This is a genomic window from Streptomyces ficellus (assembly GCF_009739905.1).
Classification (GTDB): Bacteria; Actinomycetota; Actinomycetes; order Streptomycetales; family Streptomycetaceae; genus Streptomyces; species Streptomyces ficellus_A.
Map to the genome: position 1 here is coordinate 430,860 of NZ_CP034279.1, position 13,962 is coordinate 444,821.

Sequence of the window (13,962 nt, forward strand, 5' to 3'; positions counted from 1 at the left end):
TCAGTTCTCCTGGTCGTCTCGGAAGGGGTCGGCCGCCTCCGGTCGCACCGAACGGTACGTCACCAGTTCCGTGGGGCGGTCGTCGAGGCGCAGGAACATGGCGGGGCGCACCGCCGGGTCCGGCAGGGCCTTCACGGCGCGGGCGAAGGCGGCGCGGTCGCCGGTGAACGGCGCCAGGGACGCGTAGGCGTCGTCGATGACCCGCTCCCGGTCCGCGACATCCTTCTCGATCCGGGCGATCACCTCGCGCACCCAGGTGTCGAACTCGTCCGGCACCTGCTCCAGCAGGGCGTCCAGCGGGCGGCCGCCGGACGCGGCGACGTCCGCGGGCGAGCAGCCGAGCGCCTGCGCCACCTGCTTGGCGGGCAGGTGCGCGAAGCGCTGGACGCCGTGCCCGCGCCAGATGTCCCGCTCGGTGACGCCCGTCAGGACCTTGTGGAGGCGTACGTACTCCGACAGTTTGGCCTTGGCGCGCACTCCGGAGGCGAAGCGCAGGACGAAGCCCTCCGCCTCCGTCCCGGTCGCGGCACCGCCGCCGGGCAGCGTGCTGGACTCGGTCATCGCCAGCAGCTCGGCGAGCGGCACGGGCGGCCGGAGCGTGACGACGGAGCCGACCGGCCGCCAGGCGGGGGCAGCGTCGGCCAGGGGTATCTCGGTGCCGTCCCTGCCGAACGCGGCGAGCAGCACCAGGTCCCGGCGGTCGCCGTAGTCGACGACGATGCGGTTCTCCGGGTAGAGGATCTCCGCCAGGTAGGTCACCCCCGGGGTGAGGGCGGAGGTGTCCTTGCCGTCGAGCCGGCGCTGTGCCCAGGTGGCCTGCGTGCTGATGAACGACCCCTTGGACGCGACCCGCCACCGGTCCGCGTAGTGGAAGACCACGGCGAGGCTGCCGTCGACCTTGTCGTACACCTCGAACGGTTCGTCGGGCAGCGCGGGCGCGTAGGGCTGCCCGGACTCGTGCTCGCCGACGTTGAAGAACTTCGGCAGGGGCAGGGCGACGACCTCACCGGTGACGTCGTCGGCGACGAGTCCGCGGCAGCGCGTGGTGACGCGGTTCCAGATCCGCTCGTACTGGCAGGCGCGGGTGTAGGTGTAGATGGACAGCGGCAGCTCGGGGTGTGCCTTGCGGGTGACGTGCCCGGCGTCGAGCGCCGCGGCCAGTTCCTCCGGCGGCAGCAGCTGCTGGAGAGTCAGGTGTGCCTGGCTCATGTGTTCCTCCCGTTCGAGATGACGCATTCTCGCCTTCGGGAGGCACCGGAGGACAGCGAATATCTCCGCTGGTCAGCGAGGTGGCGGGGTCAGCGGCGCACGGTCCACTTCTGGTTCGCCGCGCCGGTGCAGGTCCAGATCTGGAGCCGGGTGCCGTTCGCCGTACCGCCGCCGGTGGCGTCGAGGCACTTGTCGGCCTGCGGGTTGACGATGTCCCGGGCGGGGGGAACGGCCCACACCTGCGCGGCCGAGCCGTTGCAGTCCCACAGCTGGACGGGCGTTCCGTCGGCGGTGCCGCCCGAGGAGACGTCCAGGCATTTACCGAGGGCGCGGAGGGTGCCGTCGGAGCCCACGGTCCAGTGTTGCGCGGCGGTGCCGTTGCAGTCGTAGAGCTGTACGGGGGTGCCGTTGGCGGTGTTGGCGCCTGCCACGTCCACGCACTTCCCGCCCACGCCCGTGATGGGGCCGCCGCCCGGCTGGGTGCCCCCGGTGGTGACGCGGACGTGGTCCACGACCAGTTGGCCCGGGAAGACGGTGCTGCCGTCGGGGTCGCCGGGCCAGTAGCCGCCCACCGCGAGGTTGAGGATGAGGAAGAAGGGCTTGTTGAAGACCCAGCTCCGTCCGCCGAGGTCGGCGGGGGTGCGCCGCTGGTAGACGGTTCCGTCGACGGACCAGGTGATCGCGTCCGGGCTCCAGTCGACGGCGAAGGTGTGGAAGGCGTCGGCGAACGCCTGCCCGCCGGGCAGGGTGTGGGCGGCGCCGATGCCGCCGGAGCCGGAGTATCCGGGGCCGTGGAGCGTGCCGTGGACGGTGGACGGCTCGAAGCCCACGTTCTCCATGACGTCGATCTCGCCGGAGGCCGGCCAGCCGATCTGGCCGATGTCGTTGCCCAGCATCCAGAAGGCGGGCCACATGCCCTGCCCGCGCGGGACCTTCATCCGCGCCTCCACCCGGCCGTAGGTGGTGGTGAACCGGCCGGCCGTGTTGAGCCGGGCGGAGGTGTACTCGCAACGCCCGTACCAGCACTGGTAGTTGCCGGGGTTCTCCCTGCGGGCGGTGATGACCAGGTGGCCCTGCCCGTCGAGCGCGGCGTTGCGGTTGCCGGCGGTGTAGTACTGGCGCTCGTGGTTGTTGACGTTGTCGCCGGTCTCGGTCTGCCACTTGGCGCCGTCGGCGGCGGAGCCGGCCGGCCCGTCGAACTCGTCCGCGAAGGTGACGGCGGCCGGTGCGGCCACGGGGCGGGGTGCCGGTGCGGCTCCGGGGCGGGGCGCCGGGGCGAGGGCGGTGGAGAGGGCCGCGAGGGTGAGGAGGGGGACGAGGGGTGGCAGCAGGCGCCGGAGGAACCGTGGGGAGTCCATGACTCTCCCTTCCTGAACACGACGACCCGGCCCCAGGTCAGTGACATGCACATGACATCGGACGGGACGCGGCTGGGCGAGGGCTGGTTCTTCACGCGATTCAAGAAGTGGCCCGAGCCCCTGTCAAGGCTTTGGTACGGACCAGCCCGGCCGTCGGCGCTACGAGCGGCGGCGGGGCTTGCCGCCCCTGCCGCCCTTGGGACTGCCGGACCTGCCGCCCTTCGTGGTGCCGGAGCCGCCGCGCTGCGTCGTGCCGCCGGGCTTCTTGCCCGCGGGCTTCTGCCGGGCGGCTCCGCCCTTCGCCGGGCGCTCGGCCTTCCGCTGCGCCGGTGCCTGCGGTCCGCGGGTGCTGTTGACGGTCCGCCCGCGCACGATGCCGATGAAGTGCTCCACCAGGTCGGTGGTCTCCTCCTCCGGCCACGACAGCGCGACCCGCGACTGGGGGACGTCCGTCACCGTCCGGTAGGTGAGGTCCTTGCGGTGGTGCAGCCGCGCCAGTGACTGCGGCACGACCAGCAGTCCGATCCCCGCCGCGACCAGCTCGACGGCGTCCGCCGTCGTCGCGGGACGCTCCTTCGCGGGCAGCCCCGGCGGCAGCTCCCAGCCGAGGGTGTCGTCCAGCGGGTGCAGGACGACGTCGTCGGCGAGGTCCGCCGCGGACACCTCCTCGACCGCCGCCACGAGATGGTCCTTCGGGACCACCACGACCGTCGTCTCGGTATAGAGGGGGATGGCGCTCAGGTCGGTCCGGTCGATCGGCAACCGCACGAGACCGGCGTCGGCGCCACCGTCCCGCAGCACGTCCGGCGCCTCGGCGGCGGACACCGGGACGAGGGTCAGCGGAACGCCGGGCAGTCGCTCGTTCCAGATCCGCACCCACTTGGTCGGCGTCACACCCGGGACGTAGGCGAGCCGGAACGACGGGGATGCATCCGAGCCTGTCACCCCGCCAGGTTACCGGTCGTGGTCGGAGGTCGTGCACACGCTCGATACCCTTGACCCATGAAGTCGCACCAGACCACCCAGACGATGAAGCCCGCCACGGCGGCGAAGAAGCTGGGTGTGTACCTCGAGGCCACCCCCGCCGAATTCCAGGAGGGTGTCGTCTCCCGCGCCGAGCTCAACGCGCTCCAGACCGACCCGCCCGAGTGGCTGCGGGAGCTGCGCCGCACCGGTCCGCACCCCCGGCCGGTGGTCGCGGCCAAGCTGGGCGTGTCCATCTCCGGTCTCGCCCGCGGCGGCGTCACCGAGGCGCTGACCACCGAGCAGATCGAGGCGCTGAAGGCGGAGAGCCCCGAGTGGCTGGTGCGGGAGCGCGCGGTCCAGGCCGAGGTCCGCAAGGAAGCGGCGCGGATCAAGGAGCAGCAGGACAAGAAGGCGGAGGGCGCCTGAGGGAGCCCGCGGGCAGGGGCCGCCCGGTCGCCCGGTCCGACGGGCGGCACGCGCCGGACGAGCCTAGGTTGGAGGCGTGCCGGTCCCGGTCACGCCCGTGAGGTGAGGTGAGGAAGAGTGCGCGCACATGATCTCGCCGAGCCCTATCCGTACGTCACCACGGACGACGACGCCCTCGACGCGGCGCGGCTGCTCGCCGAGAACTCGCTGCCGGCCCTGCTGGTCCTGGACGCGGACGGACTCCCGCACGCCATCGTGCCCGGTTCGCAACTGCTGAGACGGCTGGTCCCCGCGTACGCGGTCGACGACCCGCTGCTGGCGTCCACCGTGGACGACCGGGAGGTCGCCGAGAGCCTGGCGGGCCTCACGGTCGCCGAGTGGGTGCCGCGGCGGCTCTTCCCGCCGCCGTACGTCGGTCCGGACGCCACGGCCATGGAGGTCGCGGCGCTCATGTCCCGTACGCACAGTCCGCTGGTCGCGGTGATCGAGCGCGAGGGCGACGGCCGGGTCCGGCTCCTGGGCACCGTGACCGCCGCCCGCCTCGTGCGCTACCTCCTGGTCCGGCTCGGCCGGAGCGGCGACGCGCACACCTGACTCCGGGGGCTCCCGCCCGGCCCGCGCCGGGCGGATACTGGCCGCATGGACACCCTCCGGGAACGTCTGGGCCGTGGTCTGTTCACCCGTGTCGCGGGCCCGGCCGGGCCGGTCAACCGGGCCCGGATCCACGGCACGCCGGGGCCCCGGTGGTTCGGCCCCGAGCGGCCGATCCGCGTCGTCCACGGCGACGCGTCGATGTTCATCGGCGGGCTGCGGGCGCTGTTGCTGCAGTCCCTGCACCCGCTGGCCATGGCGGCGGTGGCGGCCCACTCCGGCTACCGGGGCGATCCGTGGGGGCGCCTCCAGCGCACCAGCACCTTCCTCGCCATGACGACGTACGGCACCGCCGACGACGCGCAGCGGGCGGTCGACCAGGTGCGGGCGGTGCACGAGCGGGTGCGGGGCACGACCGCTCGTGGCGAGGCGTACCACGCCGCCGATCCGCACCTGCTGGCCTGGGTGCACGTCGCCGAGGTCGACAGCTTCCTGACCGCCCACCAGCGCTTCGGCGCCCATCCGCTGGACGCCGCCGGCTGTGACGCGTACGTCGCCGACACCGCGCGGGTCGCGGCCGCGCTCGGGGTGGTCGATCCGCCGCGCGACCGGGCCGCGCTGGCCGCCCGGCTGGCCGCGTACCGCCCGGAGCTGCGGGCCACGCGGGAGGCGCGGGAGGCCGCCCGGTTCATCCTGCTGCGCCCGCCGCTGCCGTGGGTGGCCCGGCCGCCGTACGCGGTGCTCGCCGCGAACGCGGTGTCCACCCTGCCGCCGTGGGCGCGGCGGCAGCTCGGGCTGCCCCGGGTGCCGGGGGTGGAGGAGACCGTCGTACGGGCCTCCGGGCATGCGCTGACCAGCACGATCCGGTGGGCGATGAGCTCTGCCCCGCCGCCCGCCCGGCCGTCCTGAGCGGGCCCGACTTCCGGAAAATCGCCGCGGGAGGCGGGTGTCCGGCCGTGCGCTGGGCATGCCCCACGGGAACACCCTTGCGGACCTCCGCGGAGGGGCAGTCGTACGGAAGGCGGTCGGCGGGCGATCATCTCCCCGTACTGATCGCAGCGACCCGATGGCCGGCGGACTCACCGCCGGCGGACATGGAGGAGTGGACGGATGCCGAACGAGCGCGCGGGGCGGCCGGCGCGGCCGGAGGACCTCGTCGATGTGGCCCGGCTGGTGACCGCGTACTACGCACTGCACCCGGACCCGGCCGAGCCGGGCCAGCGCGTCACCTTCGGGACGTCCGGGCACCGCGGGTCGTCCCTGGCCGGGGCGTTCAACGAGGACCACATCGCGGCGACGAGCCAGGCGATCTGCGAGTACCGGGCCGGGCAGGGCATCGACGGCCCGCTGTTCCTCGGCGCGGACACCCACGCGCTGTCGGAGCCGGCCCGGGTGACCGCCGTCGAGGTGTTCGCGGCCAACGGGGTGACCGTCCTCGTGGACGCCGCCGACGGCTACACCCCGACCCCGGCGGTGTCCCACGCGATCCTCACGCACAACCGGGGGCGCGCCACGGGCCTCGCCGACGGTGTGGTGGTCACCCCCTCGCACAATCCGCCGGGCGACGGCGGGTTCAAATACAACCCGCCGAACGGCGGGCCGGCCGGCTCCGGGGCGACCGGCTGGATCCAGGAGCGGGCCAACGAGATCATCACGGGCGGCCTCAAGGACGTGCGGCGGCTGCCGTACGCGCGGGCGCTGGCCGCCCCGACGACGGGGCGGTACGACTTCCTCGGCACGTACGTGCGGGACCTGCCGTCCGTGCTCGACCTGGACGCCGTGCGGGTGGCGGGCGTGCGGATCGGCGCGGACCCGCTGGGCGGCGCCTCCGTCGCGTACTGGGGGCGGATCGCCGAGGAACACCGGCTCGACCTGACCGTGGTGAACCCGGCGACCGACCCCACCTGGCGGTTCATGACCCTGGACTGGGACGGGAAGATCCGGATGGACTGCTCGTCGCCGCACGCGATGGCGTCGCTGATCGAGGGGCGCGACCGGTTCCAGATCGCCACGGGCAACGACGCGGACGCCGACCGGCACGGGATCGTGACGCCGGACGGCGGTCTGATGAACCCCAACCACTACCTGGCCGTCGCCATCGGCCACCTGTTCCGCCACCGTGAGCGGTGGCCCTCCGAAGCCGGGGTCGGCAAGACCCTGGTGTCGTCCGGGATGATCGACCGGGTGGCCGCCGACCTCGGGCGGCCGCTGGTCGAAGTTCCCGTCGGGTTCAAGTGGTTCGTGGACGGGCTGGCCGGCGGAACACTCGGCTTCGGTGGCGAGGAGTCCGCGGGCGCGTCCTTCCTGCGCCGGGACGGCTCGGTGTGGACCACCGACAAGGACGGCATCGTCCTGGCGCTGCTCGCGTCGGAGATCCTGGCCGTGTCGGGGCGGTCGCCCAGTGAGCACTACGCGTCGCTCACCGCGCGGTTCGGCGAACCGGCGTACGCCCGGGTCGACGCGCCCGCGACCCGGGAGGAGAAGGCCGTTCTGGGCCGCCTCTCCCCCGCGCAGGTGACGGCCGGCAGCCTCGCCGGCGAGCCGGTCACCTCCGTGCTGACGGAGGCTCCCGGCAACGGGGCGGCCATCGGCGGGATCAAGGTGACCACGGAGAACGCCTGGTTCGCCGCGCGGCCTTCGGGCACGGAGGACGTGTACAAGGTGTACGCCGAGTCCTTCCTCGGGCCCGAACACCTGGGCCGGGTGCAGGAGGAGGCCCGCGCGGTCGTCTCGGCCGCGCTGAACGCCTGACCGCCCGACCGCCCGACCGCCTTCCGCCCCGAGTCCGTCGCGGCCTTCGCGGTTCCGCCCGAGTAGCCCTTTCCGGCCGGTGGTTCGTCCCCGAACCACCGGCCGGCGTGTTTCCCGTACCCGTGAGCGGCCCGCGGTGAATACCACGTTCCGCATGCACAAGCAACCTCTCCGTCACCCGACTTGGCTGGTTATGATCGGCACCCGCACGCGTCACCGGCGTCGGACCGGCCGTCCCCCACGCCCTCACCCGGGCGGTGCCGGTCCGGGTCGCCGGCCTGTCCCCGCTCACCGCTCCGAGGGCTGATGTCTTCCATGGAACCCGAAGGTCCGCGCGCCCGGCCGGTCCTCCGCCGGCCGCGCACCGTGCGCCTGCGCACCCTGCTCATCCTGCTGGCGCTGGTCCCCACCGTGGCGATGGGCACCCACGTCGCCGTGACCGCGGAACGGCTGCTGGCGCAGTCCCGGCACCTGCGCGACGACGTGGCGGCGGGCGAGCGGATCGGCATGCCCCTGCACACCCTCATGACGGAGATGCAGACCGAGCGGACGATGACCGCCGCGCGCTGGGCGGGCACCGACGTCCCCGAGGAGGCGCTGCGCGCCCAGCGCGCCGCCACGGACACCGCCGCGGAATCGTTCCGCCACTCGTCGGCGGCCGCCGGCCCGGGGACCGAGGAGTCGGACCGGCGCCTGGTGGAGGTCATCAAGGGCCTCGACGACCTGGACGCCCACCGCGAGCGCGCCGACGCGCGGATCGGCAGCGCGGACGGCCTGGTCGTCTTCTACAGCGACCTCATCGGCCAGATGATCCGCTACTTCCAGGACGGGTTCAGCCACACGGACGACGCCGGGCTCACGGCGGAGAGCCGGGTCGTCGTCACGATGTTCACGGCCACCGAGATGACGGCCCAGGAGGACACGATCCTGGCGCTCGCCGGTCCGTCCAGGGAGCTGTCCACGCGCCGGTTCGCCGACTTCGTCAACGCGGTCGGAGCCCACCGCCACCTGTACGACCGGTGGATCGTGCCGTTCCTGCCCACCGCCGACGCCGACCGCTACTCGGAGATCACCGGCTCGGTCCCCTGGACGGTCAAGACCCGCGTCGAGAACGCGATCCTGTCCGACCACGAGGACACCGACGCCGGCAAGGGGCTGCCCCGGGAGATCGACGACTGGGCGGCCGCGCACCGGACGTGGTCGGCGCAGCTCGACGCGCTCAACACCAGCCGCACGCGGGCCCTGCTCACCCACGGGAACGCCCGGGCCACGGAGCTGGAGACGGAGGTCGCGTGGCTGATCGGGGGCGGCGGCGGCGCGCTGCTGATCGTCACGGTGGTGGTCGTGTTCACCACCCGCTCGGTGCTGCGCCGGCTGCGCGTGCTGCACGACCGCACGGTGACCGTCGCCGAGGAGACCCTGCCGGACGTCGTGGCGCGGCTCCAGCAGGGCCGGCCCGTCGACGCCGCGGCGCTGCCCTCGGTGGGCGGCGAGCCGGACGAGGTGGGCCGGGTCGGCGACGCGTTCGCGCGGGCCGTGGCCGTGTCCGTCGAGGGGCACCGGCAGCTGGCGGCGGAGCGTCATGGCTTCGGCCTGTTCGCCTCGGGCATCGCCTCCCGGACGGGCAACCTGGTCAGCCGTCAGCTGGCCCTGACCGAGGAGCTCCAGGACAGGTTCGGGAGCGACGAGGCGCTGTTGGCGCAGCTGATGCGGTCCGACCAGCTGACGGTGGGGATGCGGCGGCAGATCGAGAACCTGCTCATCCTCTCGGGCGGCGAGATCCCCGACCCGCACACCGAGCCCATGCGCGTCGCCGACCTGCTGCGGGAGGCCGCCGCGGAGGTCGAGGACTTCCGGCGGATCGAGCGCCAGGCGCTGGACGAGATCAGCGTGGAACCGCGGGTCATCAGCCAGATCAGCCACCTTCTCGCCGAACTGCTGGACAACGCGACCCGGTTCTCGCCGCCGCGCTCGAAGGTCGTCATCCGCGCCGAGCTGGTGGCCGACGGCCTGTCGGTCGAGATCGAGGACCGGGGCCCGCGGGTGACGCCCGCGAGGTACGAGGAGATGAACGGGCGGCTGCACTCGGCGCCGCCGTACTCCGTCCTGGCGGAGAACGCGCACCGGCTGGGCCTCTTCGTGGTCGGGCACCTCGCCGACCGGCTCGGGGCCACCGTCACCCTGCGCCGATCCGTCTACGGCGGCACCTCCGCGGTGGTGATCGTCCCCCGCGGGCTGCTGGTGGCGACCGAGCGCGAGCACGAGCCGGCGGCCGCCCCCGCGCCCACGGCCGTCGTCGCCCCCGCGCCCGCGGCGGCCGCCGCTCCCGCCGCCCTCCCGACCGGCGAGGCCGGCCCGCTGCCGGTCCGCCGGGCGACGCCGCCCCGGCCGACGCCCGCCCTGCCCGCCGCGCGCGACGGCGCCGCGCGCCCGGCGCTGCCCGAGCGCGTTCCGCAGACCCATATGGCCGAGCAGCTGCGCGAGCCGCGCGCGGCGGAGACGGCGGCCGCCCCGGACGCGGCGACGCCCCAGGAGGTCGCGGACGCCTGGGACGACTACGAACAGGGGACCCGGACAGTGGAAATCGAACTCCGACAGGAACAGCCATGACGACGACACCGAACGACATGATCTTTAGCGTTCTGGACAACAACCTGAGCCGGATCGCGGGCATCCAGGGCGCCGTGCTCCTCTCCAACGACGGCATCAAGCTGAGCGCGTACCTGCTGGACCGCCCCCAGGCCGAACGCATCGCGGCGGCGTCCTCCGGCATCGCGTCGACCATGAAGGCCATCTCCCGTGAGATCGACGGCGGCCGGGTGATCCGGCAGCTCGTGGAGATGGACGACCGGTACCTGTGCATCGTCGGTTGCGGCGAGGGCAGCACGCTGATCGTCGTCACCTCCCGCAAGGCCCGGCTCGGGGAGCTGGGCGGCGAGGCGGTACGCACCGCGCAGGCGCTGGGCGAGTGGCTGGGCACCCCCGAGCGCACCCAGCCCGCCACGTCGTAATGCCCGACGAGCCGCGGCGTGGAAGCCGTCGCAGGACGCGGCTGTACGCCTTGACCGACGGCCGTACGGCCGCTCCGCACACCGTCCTCACGATGGACACCACCATCACGGCGGCCGTCGGCGAGGACGGCCGCGACGGCCTGCCGAGCGAGTGGCAGGCCGTGCTGGCCATGTGCCCGGCGCCCAGCGGGCGGGCCGTCGCCGAGGTCGCGGCGCGGATGGGGATGCGCCTGACACCCATGGCGCTCCTCCTCGGCGAACTCGCCGACCGCGGGCTGATCGACCACCGGCCGCCCCTGGAGGGGGCCGAGACCACCAACGTCCACCTGCTCATGAGAATCAGGGACAACCTTGACCGGATATGACACCCCTGCCCAGGAAGCGGCCCCCGTCAAGATCCTCGTCGCCGGTGGGTTCGGCGTCGGCAAGACCACGCTGGTGGAGACGGTCTCCGAGATCGAGCCGTTGCGGACGGAGGAACTGCTGACCGCCGCGGGGGTCGGCGTGGACGACCTCGACGGCGTCGAGTCCAAGACGGCGACCACCGTGGCGATGGACTTCGGCCGCATCACCCTCGACGACGCCGGGGTCGTGCTCTACCTGTTCGGTACGCCGGGCCAGGAGCGCTTCTGGTTCATGTGGGACGAACTCCTGAACGGCGCGCTCGGGGCGGTCGTGCTGGTGGACACCCGCCGGCTGGACCGCAGCTTCGCGGCCGTCGACTTCTTCGAGAGCCGGGGGCTGCCCTTCGTGGTGGGGGCCAACTGCTTCCACGGCGAACAGCTCTACACGGAGGCGGAGATCAGGGCCGCCCTGCACCTGCGCGATCCGGGCACGCCGATCCTGATGCTCGACGCGCGTGCCCGGGCCGACGTGCGGGGCGCGTTGCTCGCGCTGCTGGACACGGTCATCGCCCGGGCCCGTACGGCGGCGCCCGCCTGAGCCCGCGCTCCGGGACGGCAAAGCGGCCGTCGACGCCGGTTGGCCGCTTATCGCGCCGACGCCGTCCGCCGGAGCCCCTACCATGGGCGTCCATGGCCAGCACGGGACGGAATGAGCGGCTTTGACCGGCAGGGTTCTCACGGAACGTCAGCTCGGGGCGCAGCTCGCCGCGCTGGGCGTGGAGCCCGGCGGGATCCTGCTGGTGCACGCCTCGTTACGGGCGGTGGGCCCCGTCCGGGGTGGCGGGCGGGCGGTGCTGCGGGCGGTGCGGGAGGCGCTCGGGCCGGACGGCACGGTGGTGGTCCCGGCGTTCACGGCACGCAATTCGGACACCTCGTCCGGTTACCGGGAGCGCGTGCGCGGGCTCGGTGCGGCGGGGCGGGCGGCCGTGCGGGCGGCGATGCCGCCGTACGACGCGGACACCATGCCGTGCGACGCGGGGCTCGGCGTCCTGCCCGAGATCGTGCGGACGAGCCCGGGAGCGGTGCGCAGCGCCCACCCGCAGACGTCGTTCGCCGCCTTGGGGCCGCACGCCGAGAAGGTGGTGTCCGGTCACCGCCCCGACTGCCACCTGGGCGAGGATTCACCCCTCGCGCGGATGTACGACCTGCGGGCGCGGATCCTGCTGCTGGGCGCGGGGTTCGGCAGCTGCACGGCGTTCCACCTCGGCGAGTACCGGGTGTCCGGCCCGCCGCGCCGCACGTACCGCTGTGTGGTGGCGGACGGCGGGGTGCGCCGGTGGTGGGAGTACGAGGACGTGGCGCTCGACGACGGTGACTTCGGCGCGCTGGGCGAGGACCTGGAGCGGTACGGCGGTGGCGCGGTGTGCACCGGGCGGGTGGGCGCGGCCGGTTGCCGGCTCGTGGGGGTCGCCGAGGCGGTGGACTTCGCGCGGCTGTGGTTCGCGCGCAACCGTTCGCGTACGCCGGTCGCCGCGGAGTGCCGCTGAGGTTCCCCCGGCCGGGTGGCCGCCGCCGTGCGGGAAACGCACCCGTGCGGGGCGGTGGAGCGTCCCGAAGGGCCCCGTATGGCCTACGTTTCCCCATTCGTTCGCGATGCGGCGGTTCGTGGCCGGTCCGCTCCGGGCAACTCTTCCGTGACCCGAGGAAGTTGCCCTGGACCGTGGGGGGACCGTGACCGGCTTGCGTGGCCGTGCGTTTCTGATGCTCGTTCTGGCGTCCCTGCTGGGCGCCTCCTTGGCCGCGGCTCCGCCCGCCGCGCCCGCGCCCGTGTGGCGGCCGGTCGCGTCGGGCGTCGAGTACCGGTGGTTCGACATCCCCTCCTCGCGCGGCACCGCCCGCGCCCACCTGCTCTCGGTGGACCTGGGCGACGCGCGCGTGTCGGTGGGGCTGCTCTACCCGGGGGTGGTCGCGGCCCGCTCGCCACTGTCGTCGCTCGCCGACGGCGCCGGGGCCGTGGGCGGTGTCAACGGTGACTTCTTCCACATGTCGGAGACCCAGCACCCGGGTGTGGAGGCCACCGGGGCGCCGGTCGGCCCCGCGGTCGCGGACGGGCGCCCGCTCAAGGCCGCCGTGCCGAACGGGCAGCGGTTCGGGCCCGCCCTGCCGCCGGGTACGAACAGCCGCCAGGTGCTGGGCGTCGGGGAGGACGGTGCGGCCCGGATCGGTGAGCTGGCGCTGGACGGGACGGTGTCGTCGGAGGGGGGCGCGTTCGCGCTGCGCGGGCTCAACCAGTACGCGCTGCCGGTGGGTTCGGTGGGCGTGTTCACCGAGGACTGGGGCGCCGCCTCCCGGGTGCGCGCCACCTGCGGCACCGACACGCGGCGGGACGCGCCGTGCAGCGCCGAGACCTATGAGGTGACGGTGCGCGACGGGCAGGTGGTCTCGACTGCCGAGAAGCCCGGCCGTGGTTCGATCGCGCCGGGTACGGAGGTGCTGGTCGGCCGGGAGGCGGGGGCGCGGGAGCTGCGCCGGATGGCGGTCGGTGACCGGGTGAAGGTCTCGTACGGTCTGACGGGCGGCCCCTACCGCTTCGCGGTGGGCGGCTTCCCGGTGCTGCGGGACGGGGCGCCGCTGAGCGGGATGGACAAGGTGACACCGGCGGTACGGACGGCGGCGGGCGTGAAGGACGGCGGGCGGTGGCTGCTGCTGCTCGCGCTGGACGGGTCGCCCGGGTTCCGCAGCGGCCTGACGGTCGCCGAGGTGGCGGACGCGATGCGGGACCTGGGCGCGTCGGACGCCGTCAACCTGGACGGTGGCGGCTCGTCCACGCTGGTGGCCCGGGAGGAGGGCGCGGCGAGGGTGAGCGTGCTCAACCATCCCAGCGGCGGCGCCCAGCGGGCCGTGGCGAACGGCATCGGGGTGTTCGTAGGGGCCGGGGGCTAGGGAGTGTCCGGAAAGTATCGGCGTCCGCCCGGAGGGCGGGGTGCGTGCAGGGCGTCACGGGCCAGGCGAGACTTTACGGACACGACCTAGGGCTTGAAGTTGCTGACGACGTCCGCGGTGGCGGAGACGCCGTTGTAGATGGTGGGCGCGAGGCTGGTGCTGGCGAGGAAGAAGCCGAGCAGGCCGCACACCAGGGCGTGCGAGACCTTCAGCCCGCCGTTGCGCAGAAAGACCACCGCCAGGATCAGCAGCAGCACCACCACGGAAATGGATACGGCCATCCGTCACCCTCCTCGGCCAGTCCGCACCTTTTGTGCGGCATTCGGCGGCCAGTCTGGCGGAGCGGGGGCGCCGTCCGGACGT

Annotated in this window: 14 protein-coding genes; 10 read left to right on the forward strand and 4 right to left on the reverse strand. The window is 73.8% G+C overall.

Annotation, left to right across the window (positions count from 1 at the left end; all coding sequences use genetic code 11):
• The 3 genes from EIZ62_RS01950 to EIZ62_RS01960 form a co-directional block, all read right to left on the reverse strand.
• The gene (locus EIZ62_RS01950) at positions 1–1,209 is read right to left on the reverse strand and encodes an RNA ligase (protein WP_156690972.1); all 1,209 of its coding nucleotides are present in this window, start codon (positions 1,207–1,209) and stop codon (positions 1–3) included.
• 89 nt (positions 1,210–1,298) lie between these two features.
• Complete coding sequence (locus tag EIZ62_RS01955) at positions 1,299–2,567, reverse strand: glycoside hydrolase family 16 protein (RefSeq protein WP_156690973.1); 1,269 nt, start codon at positions 2,565–2,567, stop codon at positions 1,299–1,301.
• A gap of 159 nt (positions 2,568–2,726) precedes the next feature.
• Complete coding sequence (locus tag EIZ62_RS01960) at positions 2,727–3,512, reverse strand: LysR family substrate-binding domain-containing protein (RefSeq protein WP_156690974.1); 786 nt, start codon at positions 3,510–3,512, stop codon at positions 2,727–2,729.
• 57 nt (positions 3,513–3,569) lie between these two features.
• Between EIZ62_RS01960 and EIZ62_RS01965 the strand changes: the two genes are divergently transcribed.
• The 10 genes from EIZ62_RS01965 to EIZ62_RS02010 all read left to right on the forward strand — a co-directional run bounded on the left by EIZ62_RS01965 (position 3,570) and on the right by EIZ62_RS02010 (position 13,599).
• Positions 3,570–3,959 (forward strand): DUF5997 family protein, encoded by a 390-nt coding sequence (locus tag EIZ62_RS01965; RefSeq protein ID WP_156690975.1) that lies wholly within the window; start codon positions 3,570–3,572, stop codon positions 3,957–3,959.
• A 117-nt stretch (positions 3,960–4,076) separates the two neighbouring features.
• Positions 4,077–4,553: a CBS domain-containing protein gene (locus EIZ62_RS01970; RefSeq protein ID WP_156690976.1), complete on the forward strand. Its 477-nt coding sequence runs from the start codon at positions 4,077–4,079 to the stop codon at positions 4,551–4,553.
• Between the two features lie 45 nt (positions 4,554–4,598).
• Entirely contained in the window at positions 4,599–5,459 is an 861-nt protein-coding gene (locus EIZ62_RS01975) for an oxygenase MpaB family protein (RefSeq protein WP_156690977.1), read from the forward strand.
• A 201-nt stretch (positions 5,460–5,660) separates the two neighbouring features.
• On the forward strand, positions 5,661–7,301 hold the full coding sequence (gene pgm / locus EIZ62_RS01980; protein ID WP_156690978.1) for a phosphoglucomutase (alpha-D-glucose-1,6-bisphosphate-dependent): 1,641 nt from the start codon (positions 5,661–5,663) through the stop codon (positions 7,299–7,301).
• 315 nt (positions 7,302–7,616) lie between these two features.
• A complete protein-coding gene (locus EIZ62_RS01985; RefSeq protein ID WP_244375373.1) occupies positions 7,617–9,911 on the forward strand; it encodes a sensor histidine kinase in 2,295 nt (764 codons plus the stop codon).
• On the forward strand, positions 9,908–10,312 hold the full coding sequence (locus tag EIZ62_RS01990; RefSeq protein WP_156690980.1) for a roadblock/LC7 domain-containing protein: 405 nt from the start codon (positions 9,908–9,910) through the stop codon (positions 10,310–10,312). Before EIZ62_RS01985 ends, EIZ62_RS01990 begins: the two co-directional genes overlap by 4 nt.
• A complete protein-coding gene (locus EIZ62_RS01995) occupies positions 10,312–10,677 on the forward strand; it encodes a DUF742 domain-containing protein (RefSeq protein WP_156690981.1) in 366 nt (121 codons plus the stop codon). Before EIZ62_RS01990 ends, EIZ62_RS01995 begins: the two co-directional genes overlap by 1 nt.
• Complete coding sequence (locus EIZ62_RS02000; RefSeq protein WP_156690982.1) at positions 10,664–11,254, forward strand: GTP-binding protein; 591 nt, start codon at positions 10,664–10,666, stop codon at positions 11,252–11,254. The genes EIZ62_RS01995 and EIZ62_RS02000 overlap by 14 nt, the downstream gene beginning before the upstream one ends.
• Before the next feature lie 121 nt (positions 11,255–11,375).
• Entirely contained in the window at positions 11,376–12,203 is an 828-nt protein-coding gene (locus EIZ62_RS02005) for an AAC(3) family N-acetyltransferase (RefSeq protein WP_156690983.1), read from the forward strand.
• 214 nt (positions 12,204–12,417) lie between these two features.
• Positions 12,418–13,599: a phosphodiester glycosidase family protein gene (locus EIZ62_RS02010; protein WP_156696155.1), complete on the forward strand. Its 1,182-nt coding sequence runs from the start codon at positions 12,418–12,420 to the stop codon at positions 13,597–13,599.
• An 86-nt stretch (positions 13,600–13,685) separates the two neighbouring features.
• Here the strand turns inward: EIZ62_RS02010 and EIZ62_RS02015 are convergent, their stop codons facing one another.
• The gene (locus tag EIZ62_RS02015; RefSeq protein ID WP_156690984.1) at positions 13,686–13,880 is read right to left on the reverse strand and encodes a hypothetical protein; all 195 of its coding nucleotides are present in this window, start codon (positions 13,878–13,880) and stop codon (positions 13,686–13,688) included.
• Between the last annotated feature and the right edge of the window lie 82 nt (positions 13,881–13,962).

Coding starts and splice junctions, on each gene's coding strand:
- EIZ62_RS01950 (WP_156690972.1), bottom strand. CDS start 1,209: ATGAGCCAGGCACACCTGACTCTCCAGCAGCTGCTGCCGCCGGAGGAA.
- EIZ62_RS01955 (WP_156690973.1), bottom strand. CDS start 2,567: ATGGACTCCCCACGGTTCCTCCGGCGCCTGCTGCCACCCCTCGTCCCC.
- EIZ62_RS01965 (WP_156690975.1), top strand. CDS start 3,570: ATGAAGTCGCACCAGACCACCCAGACGATGAAGCCCGCCACGGCGGCG.
- EIZ62_RS01975 (WP_156690977.1), top strand. CDS start 4,599: ATGGACACCCTCCGGGAACGTCTGGGCCGTGGTCTGTTCACCCGTGTC.
- pgm (WP_156690978.1), top strand. CDS start 5,661: ATGCCGAACGAGCGCGCGGGGCGGCCGGCGCGGCCGGAGGACCTCGTC.
- EIZ62_RS01985 (WP_244375373.1), top strand. CDS start 7,617: ATGGAACCCGAAGGTCCGCGCGCCCGGCCGGTCCTCCGCCGGCCGCGC.
- EIZ62_RS01990 (WP_156690980.1), top strand. CDS start 9,908: ATGACGACGACACCGAACGACATGATCTTTAGCGTTCTGGACAACAAC.
- EIZ62_RS01995 (WP_156690981.1), top strand. CDS start 10,312: ATGCCCGACGAGCCGCGGCGTGGAAGCCGTCGCAGGACGCGGCTGTAC.
- EIZ62_RS02010 (WP_156696155.1), top strand. CDS start 12,418: ATGCTCGTTCTGGCGTCCCTGCTGGGCGCCTCCTTGGCCGCGGCTCCG.
- EIZ62_RS02015 (WP_156690984.1), bottom strand. CDS start 13,880: ATGGCCGTATCCATTTCCGTGGTGGTGCTGCTGCTGATCCTGGCGGTG.